The following is a 16,546-nucleotide window of genomic DNA, read 5'->3' as shown; positions in this document are numbered from 1 at the left end:
GTTATTCTCCATGTTCGATGGCGCAGCCGCTATCTCGTGGGGCATCGTCAGTCGTTGCGATGGCCACCGTCACATCGCCAACCACAAGACGCGGCGCGACCAGCCTTGCATTCTCTCCGGCGGCGGCAAGCGCCGCCGCTTCACTGACACTTGGCGAGCCGGCATGATCAAGGCTTGCCTGTGAAAATGTCATTGTTTTCGAAGCGACCGCATCGAGCCGCTCCTGCGATACGATTTCCAACGACAGCGACAGGCTTTTTGCCGCTGCCGCAAGACCGGCTTCACCGGCTTTGAGCGGCGCAGTCGCCAGGCATTCTGCGGTCATGCCAAAAGCATGTTCTGCAGCACGCACGGCGGCCATGACAGCATCCGGACCCGCGCCCTTGCGACAGCCTATGCCAGCCACTGTCACCATGGCTTGACCCAGTTCCACTGCGTCACCGGCATTGCCGGACGCCAGCCCGACATGGAGCCGACAGCCACCACCCGCGACACATCCAGACGGATCATCGAACCGCCAAGCCGCGCATGGGCGGCAAGCAGTACCGCCTCCATTTCCAGCGTCACCGCATTGGCGACCAGCCGCCCACCCGGTTTCAGGACCTCCATGGCCCCCTCCAGCACGCCCGTTTCACTGCCGCCGCCGCCAATGAAAATCACATCCGGCGGAGGCAAGCCTTCAAAAGCTGCGGGAGCCGCGCCGATCATGACCTCAAGCCCCGGTACACCGAAAGCTTCGGCATTGCGGGCGATACGCTCCGCCCTTTCTGGATGCTGCTCTATGGCGATGGCGCGAAGCGAAGAGTGCGACAGCATCCATTCGATACCGATCGAACCCGAACCGGCACCGATATCCCACAACAATTCGCCCCGCCGTGGGGCAAGAGAAGACAGTGTCACGGCGCGGATCTCGCGTTTGGTGATCTGCCCGTCATGTTCGAACAGGCTGTCATCCAGTCCCTGTGCAAAAGGCAGGATACGGGCGCCCTCAGCCGCGACGACATCAATCGCCACCACATTCAGCGGGTCGATGTCTTCAAAGGCGAAATCAGCCGCCCTGACCTGCCGCTGCTGTTCCCGCTCTCCGCCTAGGGCTTCGAGCAAAACGAATTCCGACTGACCGAAATCCAAATCGGACAACAATTCCGCAATCAAAGCCGGGGCGTGAGCATCCGAGGTAAGCGCAATGATGCGCGCACCGGCATGGAGATACGGCCGCAAGAGATCGATGGAACGGCCGTGTAGCGAAACGCATTCGACCGATTGCAGCCCCCAGCCAAGCCGCGCCGCCGCCAGGGAAAAGGCGGAAGGCGAGGGATGACAAACCGTCTCATCGGCCTCGACATGCCGCAGAAGCGTGACGCCGACGCCATAAAAGAACGGATCGCCGGAGGCGAGCACACAAACCCGCTTGCCACGCAGCGCCAGGACATCACTCATATCCGTGTCGAACGGCACCGGCCAGCGCCGTGCTTCACCACGAATGGCCGCAGCCGCCAGTTCCAGATGGCGCTTACCGCCGAAAACGATCTCGGCCGCCTCTATCGCCTTGATCGCGTTCCGGCCCAGCCCCTCGAGCCCATCTTCGCCAATACCGACGATGGAAAGCCACGGCTTCTCTTTCTTTTCTGTGGAAGCATCGCCCGTTCCGGAATATTCAGACGCCATGACACGCTCCATACTCATCCTTGGCGGCACGGCGGATGCCCGCATTCTGGCCGGCAGGCTGGCAGAAGACTCCGGCTACCGAATTCTGCTTTCCATGGCCGGTCGCACACTCTCGCCGGTCGAACAGCCGGTGCCGATGCGCAGTGGCGGTTTTGGCGGTGCCGTAGGTCTTGCGGATTTCATTCGCACCGGGGGTTTCGATATTCTGGTGGACGCCACGCATCCCTATGCGGCGAAGATTTCCACCAATGCCGTTGAGGCGGCGCGGCTTGCCAAGGTCCCGCTTGTGGCGCTTTCGCGTTCCGCCTGGCAGCGCCAGCCGGATGACACATGGCATGGTGTCGACAGCGTCGAGCAGGCTGTTATTGCGCTCGGCAGCGAAGGCCGGAGCGTGTTTCTGGCTTTGGGACGGCAGGAGCTGCTTCCTTTCGAAGCCGCGCCCCAGCACAGCTATCTCATCCGCAGCGTTGACCCCGTGGAGCCGCCACTGAAACTGCCGCATGCGCGCTACATCACCGCGCGTGGTCCTTTTGCGCTGGATGATGAAATCCGCATGCTGGAAGAAAACCGCATCGAGACATTGGTCTCGAAAAATTCCGGTGGCAGCGCCAGCTATGGAAAGATCGAGGCCGCAAGACGGCTCCGCCTGCCGGTCATCATGATCGAGCGGCCGCGAAAGCGAAACGACGCGTCCATGAATGATGTGACGGTGCCGGATATTGCAGCTGCGCTCACCGCCATCCAACATCAGCTCTCTCTTCTCGAAAAACGCGGCGAATAAACCAGCGGTTCTATGCCGGATCGTTCAATCAATCGGGTTTCAACCGAACCGACGATGATGCAGGTGGCCATGTCAGCCATGTCGCTCGAGGCTTCCGAAAGAGGTACCACCCGGATACACTCATCCGCCCGGCCTGCTGCCCGACCGAAGATCACCGGCACAGAACCGGGCAAATGCGCCCGCAACAGATCAAAAGCGGTACCGAGCTGGTGCGGACGCGCCTTGCTGACGGGATTGTAGAAAGCCATGACAAACCCTGCTTCCGCCGCCGCAATCAGCCGTTTTTCAATGATGCTCCAGGGCTTCAGATTGTCCGACAGCGAAATGGCGCAGAAATCATGGCCAAGCGGCGCGCCGGCCCTCGCAGCGACCGCCAGCATGGCGGTCACGCCGGGCACGACGGAAAAATCGATCTCGCGCCACTCGGAAGGACCGCTTTCGATCGCCTCGCAAACTGCCGCCGCCATGGCGAAAACGCCGGGATCACCGCCGGACACCACGCAGACCTTGCCGCCGGAAGCCGCAAGCCGCAAAGCCTGCTCAGCGCGGGAAATCTCCTCGCGATTGTCGGACGCATGGCGACGCTGGTGCGGCCCAAGCGACAGGCGGTCGAGATAGGGAATATAACCGAAGAAATCCTCCGAGGCCTCGACAGCGGCAAGCGCCTCCGGCGTCACCTGCGCCGCACTGCCGGGGCCGAGGCCGACAACGACGAGCCTGCCGGTCATGGCTTTTCACCTGCGGAGGGCCTCGTTTTCCAGCCCGGCACCAGAACCAGTGAAAAATAGGGCGCAGGCGATGCATCACGTTCGATGAGCCGCACCGCATGACTGTTGGCCATCGTGCCGCGCTCGACATAAAGCGCTTCTTCAAGCTTACCGGCCTTTTCCAGCGCCCGGCGAATCTTTAGCAGGTTGCGCCCCACCTTCATGATCACCGCACCGTCCGTGCCGGACAGACGTTCCGTCAGAACATCTTCGCCAAGCGTGCCGGGAAGGACGCTCAAGATATCATCGCCTTGCACCAGCGGCAGACCGGCCATGGACCAGCAGCCGGACATGGCCGTGACGCCAGCAACAACCTCCGCCGGGTAGGACGGGGCAAGCCGCAAATGAAGGTGCATGTAGGAACCGTAAAACAGCGGATCACCTTCCGACAGCACGGCAACATTGCGCCCAGCTTCGAGATGCACAGCAATATCCTTCGCCGACTGATCAAAAAAGGCGGCGATCGCATCACGGTAATCGCTGCCGTTTTTGTCGCTTTCGACGGTTACCGGATAGACCAGCGGCATTTCCAGCGTACCGGGGCGGATGAAGGCTTCGACAATGCCGCGACCATTGCCGCTGCCACCCTTTTTGCAGAAGAAGGCGAGCACATCGGCATTTTCGATGGCGCGTACGGCTTTCAGCGTAAGGAGCTCGGGATCGCCGGGGCCAGTACCGACGCCAACGAGTTTACCCCTGGGATTTTCAAAAAGAGCAGCGCTCACAGGCCGGCCCTCGCAACCGCGTTGATTGCGGCAGCCGTCATCGCCGAGCCCCCCATGCGTCCCTTGACGATGGCATAGGGAATGCCGAGCGAACTTGCCTCCAGCGCGTCTTTCGATTCCGCCGCACCGACAAAACCAACGGGCATGCCTATGATGGCGGCGGGGCTCGCCGCGCCTTTTTCCAGCATTTCCAGAAGATAGAACAGGGCCGTCGGCGCATTGCCGATGGCGACCAGCGCGCCATCCAGCTTCTCGGCCCAGAGATCAAGTGCGGCGGCGGAACGGGTATTGCCGATCTTTTGCGCTATCTCCGGCGTGCGCGGATCGCGAAGGGTGCAGATCACATCATTATCAGCCGGGAGACGGGCGCGCGTCACGCCGTGGGCCACCATTTCAGCATCACAGAGAACGGGCTTACCGGCAAACAGGGCACCGCGTGCAGCAGCGACGAATTCAGGCGAAAACCGGAAATGGCTGGCCGCCTCCACCTGCCCGCAGGCGTGGATCATGCGAATGGCGATATCCGCCTGCTCTTCGGTAAAGGCGGATAAATCCGCTTCCTCGCGAATGATGGCGAAGGAGCGCTCATAGATCGCATTGCCATCGCGAATATAGTCATAGTCAGTCATCGGTCATCCTGTCGAAGCGCCGCACCGATCGCCCGTTTGCCCAGCCGGGCAAACAGGGTAGCGGCGGTTTCCCCGGGCTTATGTTCTTTTTCGTAAAGACGGGCAAGCCGCGAAAGCGCCGTCCTCTGATGCGGGAAAGGTAAAATGCCATCCGGCACGTCGCCGGCGCGACCTGCAATAGAAAAGGCCAGGCCATCGTCGGTGCCGGAAAAAGTGAGAAGCGACGGCACTGGGTGTGCGCAACCCTTGCCACAGCCGGAAATATGCAGCGTGAAGGAGCCATCTAGTAACGAAGCGCATTCCTCCGACGCAAAGGCGGCCAATTCACGGGTGGGAAGAAAAGCCGAAGCGCAGCCCGGCGCGCCGGGACAGACGGCGATGGAAGAGCGCGCGTCACCTGCTGTCGTTATGAAACCGGACGCCCCTGCAATCTCAAGCAGGGCGTTGCAAGCGGATGACGATCCAAAAAATAGCAGGCTATGGTTTGGGGATGGCCGTAAAGCCTTGATGTCTAGCGTACCGGCCCGTTCGCAGAGATACGACAAATTGCAGGCCCGGATTTGCCCGAAAGCAGGCGCGACAGCAACTGCGAAGCAATCCTTTCCCATCCTCATCAGTCCGAGAGGCGCAGAAGCCGCCTTGGCATCGTCCACAACCATCCGATCCAGCAGGCGATCACCACAGACCGCCTTTATCGTCGAGTGGTCCAGATCGCGGCCACGGGCAAGCGGTCCCTTGCCGGCCAGAAAGGCGAGCAGCAACACGACGATGTCCGCCGCCGCGCCGGTCTCGACCAGTCCCGCATTCAGCGCCCTGCTTTCCGGCCCGCCAACGAGCAATCGCCAGAAAGTCCGACCATCAAGCGACATTGCCTTCAGGCGGATATCGGCCAGTAAATCTCCCATGGCGAGGCGCCCGCCGCCATCAATGATCACAGACATTTTAGCGGCAAGTTTCTCATGGAGAACGAGCCTGTCAGCCTCTTTTCGAATCTCCGCCGCGAGAGGGCGGCCATCGGCAATTTCCGCGTCGTCCCGACCGGCGAGAGGCGAGGTCTCAACTGCCAGCCCCTGACGCAGCGGCAAATCCAGCGCAAGAACATCTTTTTCCAGGGCGCGGGCACTTTCCGGCGTCAGGCCGCGAAATTGCAGGCTGCCGCGTGCGGTAATGTCGATCAATCCGTTGCCATGCAGCTCGGCAAAATGGCAAAGCGCCGCCATGTCATGCGGGGCAATATCCGCCTCGATAGCGATCCGCGACAAAAAACCGTCGCCGGTGCGCATGGGAGCGGAGAGGGCCGGGCAGAGGCCACGGCGGCCAAAGGGCTGAACGGGATCGGCAGCGGCCATCATCACGCCTCCACCCTTTGGGCGCGCGGCAGGATCAGCATTTCAAGTTCCGCATCCACCGCGTTGCGGCGGCTGTGCCACAGCCCGCGACGGCGGGCGGATAAAAAGCGTTCGGCCATCACCTGCGCCGCTTTCGGATTTTCCCGCAGGATGAAATCGCGCACGTCCTCATTGCCGAAATAAGCGTCGTAGAGCGCCTCGATCAAGGAGGAGGACACCGCATGGGTGGTTTCGGCAAAGCCGACCAGCCGGTCCACGGTCTCGGCGAACTCCGCCGCCCCGCGCGGACCATGCCGCATCTGGCCGGCAATGAAGCGTGGGTTGACGGCGCGCGCGCGCACTACCCGCGTCAGCGCCTGCGTCATCGACCTAGCACGCGGGCGCGCCGGATCGGTCGTATCCAGCGCAACAATGTCAGCGACCCCGCCCAGTACATCCTTAGCAGCGGAGAAGCCGCCGATAAAGGCGACATCGGAAGAACCATCGAGGAGGTCGCGGCCCGGATCGTCACCGGTATGGACCAGAAGGTCGGCCCGCCTGACGAGTTCCACAAAACCGGTATCTTCGAAAATCTCCAATCCGTCCGCACCGCCGAAAGCGTGGCTCGCCGCCTCGAGATAAGCCTGCCCCAACTCCTCGCGTTCGTCCCATTTCCCGCTCGCAAGCTTTTCTTCGATGCCCGCACCATAGGTGCCGGGCGCGGAGCCGAAAATGCGCGCCGGAATATGCCCAAGCGCGGCGGCCTCTTCCGCGAGAGGATTGTCGCCCGGCGCTTCCTCCCGTCGCGCAACGGCCTTGGCGGCAGCGTCGAGAAGCGCGATCAGCGCCGGAAACATATCGCGGAACAGGCCGGATATGCGAAAGGTAACGTCGACACGTGGCCGCCCCAGGCTCGCCGGCGGCAAAACCTCAATGCCAGTGACCCGGCCGGTGGCGGGATCGTGGATCGGTCTCGCCCCCATCAGGTGCAACGCCTGGGCCACATCCTCACCGCCATTGCGCAGGCTGGCGCTGCCCCACAGATCGAAAACCAGATGTTTCGGCCAGTCGCCGTGGGACTGCAGATGATGGCGCAGCACCTCTTCGCCCGCCATGCGACCAAGCTCGAACGCCGTCGGCGTCGGCATGGTGCGCGGATCTGCGGCATAGAGATTACGACCCGTGGGCAGCACATCGAGCCGTCCGCGCGCAGGTGCGCCGGAAGGGCCGGGGGGGATATGCCGGCCATCAAGCGCAGCCAGCAGAGCAGCTTTTTCCGATTTTGCGCTTTCAAGCCTCAGAAGATCGGTCTCGCCTTCGGCGCAGCGGCCAAAAACATGCTGGCCGTCCTTAATGGCGAAATCCTTGAGGTCGCAGAGAAACGCGTCGATGCGCGACAGGGCCGCATCGGCATCATCCTTCACACCCACGCCCGCCTCAGCTGCAAGACCGGTCTCCAGCGCCTTTTCGACAATCAGTTTCGCCAGCCGGTCACGCCGGCGGCGATCCAGCCCATCCGCCTGTGCATATTCATCAACGAGCTGTTCCAGCGCTGACTGTTCCGGCGAAAGCCCGGCATTGACCAGCACCGGTGGAACATGGCCGATGGTCACGGCCGCGATACGCCGCTTGGCGACCGCCGCTTCCCCTGGATTAGAAACGATGAACGGATAGACTACGGGCAGCGAGCCGGTGACGATTTCGGGAAAACAATCACGGGAAAGCGCGACCGTTTTGCCCGGCAGCCATTCCAGCGTTCCATGCGCGCCCACATGCACGATGGCATGCGCATCTGCGACCCGCTGCATCCACGCACCGAAAGCGACTAACGCATGACGCGGCGGCAGGGCAGGGTCGTGGTAATCCACCCGGCGATCCTCGTTGCGGCCGCGATCGGGCGCTAGTGCCACGAAAACCTCTCCGAAACGGGCGACGCGGAACCGGAACGCACCATCAACCAATGCGTCGTCATCAGTTGCCGCACCCCATGTCACATTTACAGAGGCGGCAGCCACCGGTGGTAAGGCGGAAAAAAAAGCCTCATAGGTAGGAAGTTCAATTATCGCTTCCTGCTGTTCGATGCGGTCGAGCAGCGCCCGCGCGGTGTCGGGAATATCCTCGACCATATAACCGGCACCAGCGAGATCGCGCAGCATTTCGAGAACGCTTTGCGGCACATCGAGACCGACGGCATAACCGGTTCGCCCGGGTGCCGCACCGGGATAATCCGGCATCAGAATGACGATCCGGCGATCCCGTGGAGCGGCATTCCGCAGCCGCAGAAAAGCGGCGATGCGATTTGCCACCTGCTCGACGCGATCGGCCTCGGGCACATTGAACAAGCTCGCGCCACCATCCATTCGCGCCTGTTTGAACGAAATCGCACCGGCAAGAATCCGGCCATCCAGTTCCGGCAGAACGACATGCATGGCAAGATCGGAAGGATTGAGACCGCGCGCATTTTCCGCCCAGCCGTCCCGTCGCGTCGTCGCCATCACCACCTGAAACACCGGCACGCCGAGCCGGTCGAACAGGGTTGTGCCCTCATCATCCATCTGGCTGGCGAAGGCGGTGGCAGCAATGATGGCGGCGGCCTTGAGATCGGGCAGCACGGTTTCGAGGAAGCGGATCGCCTCACCATCCTTCAGGCCGCTGACAAAAATCGGCAGGGGTGCAAAACCGCGCTGCGAAAGCGCCTCGAAAAGCGTATCCACGGGTGCGGCGTCTGCCGCCAGAAGCATGGAACGGTAGAAGAGGATGGGCAAAAGGGGCGCACCGGCTGGAAAACCCGCGCAGGCTTCCGTCCAATCCACGACGCCCCTGCCGGGTCGGTAGAAACCGGCTTTCGGCAGCGGTTCGGCCTCGGTATCCGGCCATGCCTCACCCTTTGCAAGAGCGGTTAGACCAACGGCAAGCCGGCCCATATTTTCCTGCCCACCTTCACGGAAGAAGGAGAGGGCGGAGGCCAAAGTCCGCCGGTCGACGGTTGATGCCGCCTCGAGCTTTTCATCTCGGTCGCTGCATTCTCCCGGCAGGAGCAGCAGCCTTATGCCGCGCCTGCGCGCCAAAACGGAAAGCTGATCGACACCGTAGCGCCATCGTTCCGCACCGCCGAGAATCCGGATAATAATAACGCTGGCATGTTCCGCCGTCTTTTCGATCCACAGATCGACCGACATGGGGTGCCGAAGCTCGGACAGGTTGGCGGCTGACAGGGAGTGTGGTGCACCCTCCGTTCGCCGCCAGGCCTGTTCCAGCCCGGCCAGATCGCTTGCCGAAAAAGACAGCATCACCACATCGGACCGGGGCTGGTTAAGATCAACCGGCTCGATCAGGTCGTCCAGAGACGAGGATGTGGTGGCGAGGATGTGCATCGTCAGGCGGCCAGCATCTGTTCGATCTTTTCGCGGTTCAGGCCCTTTTCGCCGATGACGACGAGGCGGCTGCGGCGCTCCTCACCTGCGGCCCAGGGCCGATCGTAATAGTGGTTGACGCGGCTACCGACGGCCTGCACCTGCAAGCGCATCGGCTTTGCGGAAACTTCGATGAAGCCCTTGATCCGCAGGACATTTTCCGCAGCAGCCGTCTCGGCGATACGGATCGCCAGCGCTTCCGGGTCGGTGACGGCCGGCAGATCGATGACGAAGCTGTCGAAATCATCGTGCTCGTGATCAAGCTCGCCATCATGGTGGGTGCGGCGGTTTTCGATATCCTCTTCCACCGCAAGGCCAAGACCGATCAGCACGGCGGGATCGATAGCGCCATTGGAGGCCACGACTATCTTTGCCGCCTTTGGCAGATGTTCGAGAATATGCGCCTTGGCTTTGCCCAGGCCGGCATCGTCAAGAAGATCGGCCTTGGTCAGCACGATAAGATCGGCGCAGGCGACCTGATCCTCGAAAACCTCTTCGACCGGGTCATCATGATCGAGCGCCTCGTCATTGGCCCGCTGGGCGGCCAGCGCTTCCATGTCGTGCGCCACCTGCCCCTCGGCAAGGGCAGCGCCATCCACCACGGCCACGACGGCATCTACCGTCACACGGCTCTTGATGGCCGGCCACTGGAAGGCCTGCACAAGGGGCTTCGGCAAGGCAAGGCCCGAGGTCTCGATGAGGATATGCTCCACCTTCGGCTGGCGGCTCAGAATCTGTTCGATGGCGGGCTGGAAATCATCCGCCACCGTGCAGCAGATGCAGCCATTGGCCAGTTCGACGATGTTTTCTTCCGGGCAGCTTTCAATACCGCAGCCTTTCAGAATCTCGCCGTCGATGCCGATATCGCCGAATTCATTGACGATGATCGCCAGCCGCTTGCCGTCAAGCTTTTCGAGAAGACCGCGCAGCAGCGTGGTTTTGCCGGCCCCCAGAAAACCGGTAACGATGGTGCAGGGAACGCGGTCCAGAAGGGTGCTCATGATCTCTCCTCGGTAAAATCGAATGGGGGAATGCGCGCCACCATGCCGCGCTTTAATGGTTCGGGGCGGCCGCGCCAGGGCATCAGGCCATCGGGGGCGGCGGCCAGCAGCCGCGCGCCGGTCAACAAATCTTCGGCATCACCGGTCGTCAGCCCGCCGAATACATAGGACCAGCCATTGGCGCTGCGCAGCACGGCGCTGAGGCCGCGCTTGCAATTGGCAAGGCAATTGACGGAACGAACAGTAACACCCGTTTCCTCCGCTTTTGCCATGACGGCATCGGCAAGACGCGAACCGGGGCGCGGTTCGGCATTAGGATCGGCTTCATCGCGACAGCTTCTGCAAATGAAGACGGTCACGCCGGACGCCGTTTCGTCCTGCATGTTTCCACCCGTAGAAGAAGATGTCGCTGAAATATCCAAACCGTATCGTTTCCCGCGCCTTGCAAAAAATCTCGGGGTGCGGATGTCGAAAACGGCATGCGGACAGGCGCAAACCGGATGTTCGATCTAACCGACTGACCGGAGCACCCCGCCCGGCAGACGTTTTTCCTGAAACGGCAGGTCTCCTGGCTCGCGGCTTTGCACCCTGACACCGCCTTCCCGAACCATCTTCAAAGGTCCAGTGGCTTTACGGTGCGGGCTTACCGCTTACAGTTGCGGGGGCAGCCACGGAATGACCCGATAATCGGGTTGGAACCGTGTTCCCTCTTAGCTTTTCCCGTTGCCGGGGAAAGACCGTCAGTCCGTTACCCTTAGGCTGAACGGGCGTGAGGGTCAATGCTGCGGGCCCTGCGGCCGGCACATTGCCGGGTGCGGCAAATTGGGTATAGTCGCCGCTCCGAATGGCGGGGGCACCGGATCCCGCACAGCTGGATGAAAAGGAAACTGCAATGACACGCGACATCAGCGACAGCGAAGCCGAGCGCCACCGGCAGAAAATGGTCAACCGCAAAACGGTGCAGGATGCCGAAGTTGCGGAAAAGACCATAGAAAAAGGTTTGCTGATGATCAATACCGGCCCCGGCAAGGGCAAATCCACGGCCGCTTTCGGCCTTGCCCTGCGCATGCTCGGTACCGGGCGCAGGGTCGGCGTGGTGCAATTCATCAAGGGTGCATGGTCGACGGGCGAACAGCAGGCGCTGACGCTCTTCGGCGACAAGGTCGTGTGGCGCACTATGGGCGAGGGGTTTACCTGGGACACGCAGGATCTGAAACGCGATGTCGCAGCGGCGGCAAAGGCCTGGGAAGAAGCCAAGGTCCTGATGACCGACGACACCATCGGCCTGCTGATCCTCGATGAGCTGAACATCGCGCTCCGTTACGATTACCTGCCGCTGGAGGAGGTGGTCGAAACGCTTTCCAGCCGCAGGCCCGATCTGCATGTCATCGTTACCGGCCGCAACGCCAAGCAACCGCTCATTGACGCCGCCGACATGGTGACGGAAATGACGCTCGTCAAACATCACTTCAAGGCGGGCGTGAAGGCGCAGGCGGGGATAGAATTCTGACATGGCTGCACGCGTGCTGATGTTTCAGGGAACCGGCTCGGATGTCGGCAAATCGCTGATGGTGGCCGGCCTTGCCCGGGCGTTCGTCAGGCGCGGCCTGTCCGTCATGCCGTTCAAGCCGCAGAACATGTCGAACAATGCAGCCGTGACCGCCGATGGCGGCGAGATCGGCCGCGCACAGGCGCTGCAGGCGCGGGCGGCGGGCGTGCCGCTTTCCGTGCACATGAACCCAGTGCTCCTGAAGCCGCAGAGCGAAACCGGCGCACAGGTGGTGGTGCAGGGCAAGATCGCCGGCAATGCCAAAGCGGCCGATTACCAGCACATGAAGGCCGGACTGATGCCGCGCGTGCTGGAAAGTTTCGAGCACCTGAAACAGCAGGCCGATCTGGTGCTGGTGGAAGGGGCAGGCAGTGCCTCCGAAATCAACCTGCGCGCCAATGACATCGCCAATATGGGATTTGCGAGAGCTGCGGACGCGCCTGTGATCCTTATCGGCGATATCGACCGGGGCGGCGTCATCGCCAGCCTCGTCGGCACCAAAGCCGTACTCGAAGCTGAAGACGCGGCGATGATCGAAGGTTTTATCGTCAACCGCTTTCGCGGTGATCCGGCCCTGTTTTCCGACGGCATGTGGATAATTGCGGAAAAGACCGGCTGGGCCTCCATCGGGCTTCTGCCGCATTTTGCCAGCGCCGCAAAATTGCCGGCGGAGGATGCTCTCGGGCTTTCCGGCCCGGCTGAGCGAAAGCCGGGTGCGAAAATCCGCATCGCAGTGCCGATCCTGCCGCATATTTCCAATTTCGATGATCTTGATCCCCTGGACATGGAACCGGATGTCGAACTGATCCGAGTGCGTCCGGGCGAAACAATTCCAACCGATTGCCGGCTGGTATTGCTTTGCGGCTCGAAATCCACCATCGCCGACCTCGCCGTTCTGAAGAATGCCGGCCTGGACATTGATATCAAGGCGCATGTGAGACGCGGCGGCTATGTTCTGGGTCTCTGCGGCGGATACCAGATGCTTGGAAAAACAGTTGCCGATCCCGACGGTATCGAAGGACCGCCAGCGACGGTCGAGGGAATGGGCCTGCTGGATGTCGGCACAGTTCTGACAGGTGACAAGCGGCTGATTTCCGTTCGCGGCACGAGTTTCGACGGCGTTGATTTATCCGGCTACGAAATGCATGTCGGCGAAACCACAGCCACAACGGCCTATCTGCCGTTCTCGACGCTCGATGGGCACAATGATGGCGCCGTCTCGCCCTCTGGCCGCGTCTTTGGCACCTATATTCACGGTCTTTTCGCGGATGATCGCCAACGCGGCGCGTGGCTGGAGCGTCTCGGCGGGCAGGCCGCGGGTCTGAACTATGATGCGCAGGTGGAGACTGTCCTCGATCATCTTGCGGTCCATATGGAGCAGCACCTCGACCTCGACCGTCTGCTGGCTATAGCGCGATAAGGATCGCCAGAAGTCCGAACAGGCCGATCAACAGCAGATCGGCCACCCGCGCCAGTCGCAGCGCCCTGCGAATATCCTCCGCAACAAGCGTCGCCCTCCCGCCTTCACCCATGAAGCGCGCCTCGATCATCTGCCCGCCATAGGAGCGTGGGCCTGCAAGCGCGAAGCCCAGAGCGCCGGCCAGCGCCGCCTCCGGCCAACCGGCGTTGGGGGAACGGTGATGACGGGCATCGCGACGTATCGCGGCAATGGCCCCGCCGGGTGATGCGCCTTTCACGAAGAACGCAGACATTACGAAAAGACCGCCGCTCAGTCTCGACGCCGGCAGATTGACCAGATCGTCCAGCCGGGCCGAGGCCCAGCCGAAGGCCTCATGGCGGGGTGAGCGATGGCCGATCATGCTGTCAGCCGTGTTGATCGCCTTGTAGGCCGCGCCGCCCGGCAGGCCCAATAGCCCAAGCCAGAGGGCAGGAGCGACGATGCCGTCGGAAAAATTCTCGGCCAGGCTTTCAACCGCCGCCCGGCAGATCGCCGCTTCGTCCAGCTTTTGCGGATCGCGTCCGACGATCATCGATACCGCCTTGCGGCCGCCTTCCACACCCTCGCGCTCCAGAGCAATGGCGACAGCCTCCACATGCTGCTCAAGACTTTTCTGCGCCGGAAGCGAGGCGCCCAGCACGGCAACCAGCAAAATGCCGAAGGGCAGAAAAAGCAGGGCGGATTGCGCAAACCACGCAACAAGCAGCGTCAGCCCGACGAAACCGGCCAGAGCCGCCACACCTGCCGCCTTGCGCTGTGAAAATGACGCGTTCTCCCGGTTCCATTTTTTGTCCAGCAGCGCGATAAGCGAACCGATCCAGGTAACGGGATGGCCGATGCGTTTGAACAGCCAGTCCGGATAGCCGGTCAGGCGTTCGATCAAGAGCGACAGGAAAGCGAGAGCAAAGAACATGGGCGAAACAGTACCAGAAAAGGCGCAGGCTGCGATCCGTCACGGCGGCAATCTCGGCAGGGCGCGTCTGATGTTTCCTGAAGCGCCGGAACCGTGGATCGACCTATCGACCGGGATCAATCCGCACTCCTACCCGCATTCCCCGATCCCCGCCAGCGCATTCGCCCGCCTGCCGGAACCGGATGCCGCCGAAGAATTGAAACAGCTGGCTGCAGCCCATTTCGACGCGCCTTCCGCCCGGCATGTGGTGCTTTCACCCGGCACCCAGATGCTGATGCCATTGCTGGCTCAGATCGCTATCGCCCGTGGGGCCAGGAGCGGCGCCGTGCTTTCACCCGCTTATGCGGAACATGCCCGGACCGCACGCATGGCCGGACTTGCCGTGACCGAGGTGGAAAACACCCGGGAGCTATCGGCTCACGATTATGCCGTGGTGATCAATCCCAATAATCCCGATGGCCGCATCACGGATCGCGCGGCGTTGCTCTCGCTAGCCGAAGCCATGCGCCTCAAGGACGGATTGCTCGTCGTGGACGAAGCCTTCATCGAGACGGGACTTGCCGAAAGCCTCGCGAATGCCACCGGTCAGGAAGCGCTGGTGGTCCTGCGCTCTTTCGGCAAATTTTACGGCATGGCGGGCGTTCGGCTGGGTTTCGCCATTGCACAGCCCGATATCGCCGCTGAACTTGAAGCAAGGCTCGGCCCCTGGGCGGTTTCCGGCCCGGCGCTTCATATCGCGACGCAGGCTCTGGCGGATAAGAAATGGCAATCTTCCATGCGTCTGCGCCTTGCCGAAGACTCCCGGCGCATGAATGACCTGCTGGAAAAAGCAGGACTGGCGATTGCCGGCGGCACGTCCCTTTTTACTCTGGTGCGCACCCCCCGCGCCACCGAACTGTTCAGCCATCTTGGCCAACACGGCATTCTGGTCCGCATTTTTGATGAAAGGCCGAACGACGTGCGTTTCGGCCTTCCCGGGAGCGAAACGGAGTGGCAGCGCCTTAAGGAGGCGCTGTCATCCCCCGGTTATTCCTCGAAGGTGTAGGTCTCAATCGACTCCGGCTTCATTTCGATGGAGAAGCCCGGTAGTTTCGGCGGCATGTAAGCGGCGTTTCTGATATCGCAGGGTTCGATGAAGTGCTCGTGCAGGTGGTCGACATACTCGATCACACGACCTTCCTTCGTGCCTGATACCGCCAGATAGTCGATCATCGACAGATGCTGCACATACTCGCAAAGGCCGACGCCGCCGGCATGAGGCCAGACCGGCAAATTGTATTTGGCGGCAATCAGGAGAACCGCCAGCACCTCGTTCAGGCCGCCCATGCGGCAGCTGTCGATCTGCACCACGTCAATTGCGCCTCCGGCGATGAACTGCTTGAACATGATGCGGTTCTGGCACATTTCGCCCGTCGCCACCTTCACCGAGCCGATGGCAGCGCGGATCTTGCGATGGCCGGCAACATCATCCGGGCTGGTCGGTTCTTCGATGAAGAAGGGCTTGGAAAAGGCGAGCTTATTCACCCACTCGATTGCCTGATCAACTTCCCACACCTGATTGGCATCGATCATCAGGTAACGGTCGGGCCCGATCACCTCACGAGCAATAGTGAGACGACGGATATCGTCCTCCAGATCGCGGCCGACCTTCATCTTCACATGGTTGAAACCGGCATCGATGGCTTCCTGGCAAAGACGGCGTAGCTTGGCGTCGTCATAGCCAAGCCAGCCGGCCGACGTGGTATAGCAGGCGTAACCTTCGTTCTTCAGCGTCTCGATACGTTCCTTCTTGCCGCTTTCGGCTTTTTTGAGGATCGCGAGCGCATCATCACGGGTCAGCACGTCGGTCAGATAGCGGTAATCGACGATATCGGCGATTTCTTCCGGGCTCATATCGGCGACAAGCTGCCACACTGGCTTGCCCGCCTTCTTGGCCAGCAAATCCCAAACCGCGTTGACAACGGCGCCGGTGGCGAGATGCATCGCGCCCTTGTCCGGGCCGATCCAGCGCAGCTGGCTGTCGCTGGTCAGATGCCGCCAATATTTGCCGGGGTTCTCGGTGACGGTGGCAAGATCGGTGCCGACCACCAGATGACGCATCGCTTCGATGGCCATGCAGCAGATGTCATTGCCGCGGCCGATGGTGAAGGTCAGCCCGTGGCCTTTGAGACCCGCCTCATCGGTATCGAGAATAACATAAGCCGCCGAATAATCCGGGTCGGGGTTCATCGCATCCGAACCGTCGAGACTTTGGGACGTCGGAAAACGCAGGTCGAAAACACGCAGATCAGTAATTTTGGTCATGGCCGTTCA

General features: G+C 61.6%; 15 protein-coding genes and 1 riboswitch. Of the genes, 4 read left to right on the top strand and 11 right to left on the bottom strand.

What is annotated here, in order from left to right:
- Position 1: 1 nt before the first annotated feature.
- On the bottom strand, positions 2-415 hold the full coding sequence (locus tag WDZ78_RS15615) for a cobalamin biosynthesis protein (RefSeq protein ID WP_425673658.1): 414 nt from the start codon (positions 413-415) through the stop codon (positions 2-4).
- Entirely contained in the window at positions 409-1,668 is a 1,260-nt protein-coding gene (cbiE, locus tag WDZ78_RS15610; protein ID WP_425673530.1) for a precorrin-6y C5,15-methyltransferase (decarboxylating) subunit CbiE, read from the bottom strand. The genes WDZ78_RS15615 and cbiE overlap by 7 nt, the downstream gene beginning before the upstream one ends.
- Between cbiE and WDZ78_RS15605 the strand changes: the two genes are divergently transcribed.
- Positions 1,667-2,449, top strand: a complete 783-nt coding sequence (locus WDZ78_RS15605; RefSeq protein WP_111780614.1) for a cobalt-precorrin-6A reductase — start codon at positions 1,667-1,669, stop codon at positions 2,447-2,449. The genes cbiE and WDZ78_RS15605 overlap by 2 nt on opposite strands.
- Here WDZ78_RS15605 and WDZ78_RS15600 read toward each other — a convergent pair.
- The 7 genes from WDZ78_RS15600 to WDZ78_RS15570 are packed head-to-tail and all read right to left on the bottom strand — an operon-like array spanning position 2,416 to position 10,695.
- The gene (locus WDZ78_RS15600) at positions 2,416-3,177 is read right to left on the bottom strand and encodes a precorrin-3B C(17)-methyltransferase (RefSeq protein WP_425673529.1); all 762 of its coding nucleotides are present in this window, start codon (positions 3,175-3,177) and stop codon (positions 2,416-2,418) included. The two genes, WDZ78_RS15605 and WDZ78_RS15600, sit on opposite strands and share 34 nt — an antisense overlap.
- Entirely contained in the window at positions 3,174-3,941 is a 768-nt protein-coding gene (locus tag WDZ78_RS15595; protein ID WP_425673528.1) for a precorrin-2 C(20)-methyltransferase, read from the bottom strand. The genes WDZ78_RS15600 and WDZ78_RS15595 overlap by 4 nt, the downstream gene beginning before the upstream one ends.
- Positions 3,938-4,570, bottom strand: coding sequence for a precorrin-8X methylmutase (locus WDZ78_RS15590; RefSeq protein WP_425673527.1), 633 nt, complete (start codon positions 4,568-4,570; stop codon positions 3,938-3,940). The genes WDZ78_RS15595 and WDZ78_RS15590 overlap by 4 nt, the downstream gene beginning before the upstream one ends.
- Entirely contained in the window at positions 4,567-5,922 is a 1,356-nt protein-coding gene (cobG, locus tag WDZ78_RS15585; RefSeq protein WP_425673526.1) for a precorrin-3B synthase, read from the bottom strand. Before cobG ends, WDZ78_RS15590 begins: the two co-directional genes overlap by 4 nt.
- Positions 5,922-9,272, bottom strand: coding sequence for a cobaltochelatase subunit CobN (cobN, locus tag WDZ78_RS15580; protein WP_425673525.1), 3,351 nt, complete (start codon positions 9,270-9,272; stop codon positions 5,922-5,924). The genes cobG and cobN overlap by 1 nt, the downstream gene beginning before the upstream one ends.
- Positions 9,273-9,274: 2 nt before the next feature.
- A complete protein-coding gene (cobW, locus tag WDZ78_RS15575) occupies positions 9,275-10,312 on the bottom strand; it encodes a cobalamin biosynthesis protein CobW (RefSeq protein WP_425673524.1) in 1,038 nt (345 codons plus the stop codon).
- Positions 10,309-10,695 (bottom strand): DUF1636 family protein, encoded by a 387-nt coding sequence (locus WDZ78_RS15570; protein ID WP_425673523.1) that lies wholly within the window; start codon positions 10,693-10,695, stop codon positions 10,309-10,311. Before WDZ78_RS15570 ends, cobW begins: the two co-directional genes overlap by 4 nt.
- Before the next feature lie 158 nt (positions 10,696-10,853).
- Positions 10,854-11,069, bottom strand: a riboswitch (cobalamin riboswitch).
- A 135-nt stretch (positions 11,070-11,204) separates the two neighbouring features.
- Between WDZ78_RS15570 and cobO the strand changes: the two genes are divergently transcribed.
- Together cobO and WDZ78_RS15560 are read left to right on the top strand one after the other, a co-directional pair.
- Positions 11,205-11,822: a cob(I)yrinic acid a,c-diamide adenosyltransferase gene (gene cobO / locus WDZ78_RS15565; RefSeq protein ID WP_425673522.1), complete on the top strand. Its 618-nt coding sequence runs from the start codon at positions 11,205-11,207 to the stop codon at positions 11,820-11,822.
- Position 11,823: 1 nt separating this feature from the next.
- Positions 11,824-13,281: a cobyric acid synthase gene (locus WDZ78_RS15560; RefSeq protein WP_425673521.1), complete on the top strand. Its 1,458-nt coding sequence runs from the start codon at positions 11,824-11,826 to the stop codon at positions 13,279-13,281.
- Here WDZ78_RS15560 and cbiB read toward each other — a convergent pair.
- Entirely contained in the window at positions 13,268-14,233 is a 966-nt protein-coding gene (gene cbiB / locus WDZ78_RS15555; RefSeq protein ID WP_020010728.1) for an adenosylcobinamide-phosphate synthase CbiB, read from the bottom strand. The two genes, WDZ78_RS15560 and cbiB, sit on opposite strands and share 14 nt — an antisense overlap.
- Between cbiB and cobD the strand changes: the two genes are divergently transcribed.
- Positions 14,232-15,278 (top strand): threonine-phosphate decarboxylase CobD, encoded by a 1,047-nt coding sequence (gene cobD / locus WDZ78_RS15550; RefSeq protein ID WP_020010727.1) that lies wholly within the window; start codon positions 14,232-14,234, stop codon positions 15,276-15,278. The two genes, cbiB and cobD, sit on opposite strands and share 2 nt — an antisense overlap.
- Here cobD and WDZ78_RS15545 read toward each other — a convergent pair.
- Positions 15,260-16,537 carry an L-fuconate dehydratase gene (locus tag WDZ78_RS15545; RefSeq protein WP_020010726.1) on the bottom strand — a complete coding sequence of 426 codons (1,278 nt, stop codon included), beginning with the start codon at positions 16,535-16,537 and terminating at the stop codon, positions 15,260-15,262. The two genes, cobD and WDZ78_RS15545, sit on opposite strands and share 19 nt — an antisense overlap.
- Between the last annotated feature and the right edge of the window lie 9 nt (positions 16,538-16,546).

The organism is Agrobacterium sp. M50-1, from assembly GCF_049843495.1.
Taxonomy (GTDB): Bacteria; Pseudomonadota; Alphaproteobacteria; order Rhizobiales; family Rhizobiaceae; genus Agrobacterium; species Agrobacterium radiobacter.
This window is presented reverse-complemented; position numbering and strand designations above follow the sequence as displayed.

Coding starts and splice junctions, on each gene's coding strand:
- WDZ78_RS15615 (WP_425673658.1), bottom strand. CDS start 415: ATGGTGACAGTGGCTGGCATAGGCTGTCGCAAGGGCGCGGGTCCGGAT.
- WDZ78_RS15605 (WP_111780614.1), top strand. CDS start 1,667: ATGACACGCTCCATACTCATCCTTGGCGGCACGGCGGATGCCCGCATT.
- cbiE (WP_425673530.1), bottom strand. CDS start 1,668: ATGGCGTCTGAATATTCCGGAACGGGCGATGCTTCCACAGAAAAGAAA.
- WDZ78_RS15600 (WP_425673529.1), bottom strand. CDS start 3,177: ATGACCGGCAGGCTCGTCGTTGTCGGCCTCGGCCCCGGCAGTGCGGCG.
- WDZ78_RS15590 (WP_425673527.1), bottom strand. CDS start 4,570: ATGACTGACTATGACTATATTCGCGATGGCAATGCGATCTATGAGCGC.
- cobG (WP_425673526.1), bottom strand. CDS start 5,922: ATGATGGCCGCTGCCGATCCCGTTCAGCCCTTTGGCCGCCGTGGCCTC.
- cobN (WP_425673525.1), bottom strand. CDS start 9,272: ATGCACATCCTCGCCACCACATCCTCGTCTCTGGACGACCTGATCGAG.
- cobW (WP_425673524.1), bottom strand. CDS start 10,312: ATGAGCACCCTTCTGGACCGCGTTCCCTGCACCATCGTTACCGGTTTT.
- WDZ78_RS15570 (WP_425673523.1), bottom strand. CDS start 10,695: ATGCAGGACGAAACGGCGTCCGGCGTGACCGTCTTCATTTGCAGAAGC.
- cobO (WP_425673522.1), top strand. CDS start 11,205: ATGACACGCGACATCAGCGACAGCGAAGCCGAGCGCCACCGGCAGAAA.
- WDZ78_RS15560 (WP_425673521.1), top strand. CDS start 11,824: ATGGCTGCACGCGTGCTGATGTTTCAGGGAACCGGCTCGGATGTCGGC.
- cobD (WP_020010727.1), top strand. CDS start 14,232: ATGGGCGAAACAGTACCAGAAAAGGCGCAGGCTGCGATCCGTCACGGC.
- cbiB (WP_020010728.1), bottom strand. CDS start 14,233: ATGTTCTTTGCTCTCGCTTTCCTGTCGCTCTTGATCGAACGCCTGACC.
- WDZ78_RS15545 (WP_020010726.1), bottom strand. CDS start 16,537: ATGACCAAAATTACTGATCTGCGTGTTTTCGACCTGCGTTTTCCGACG.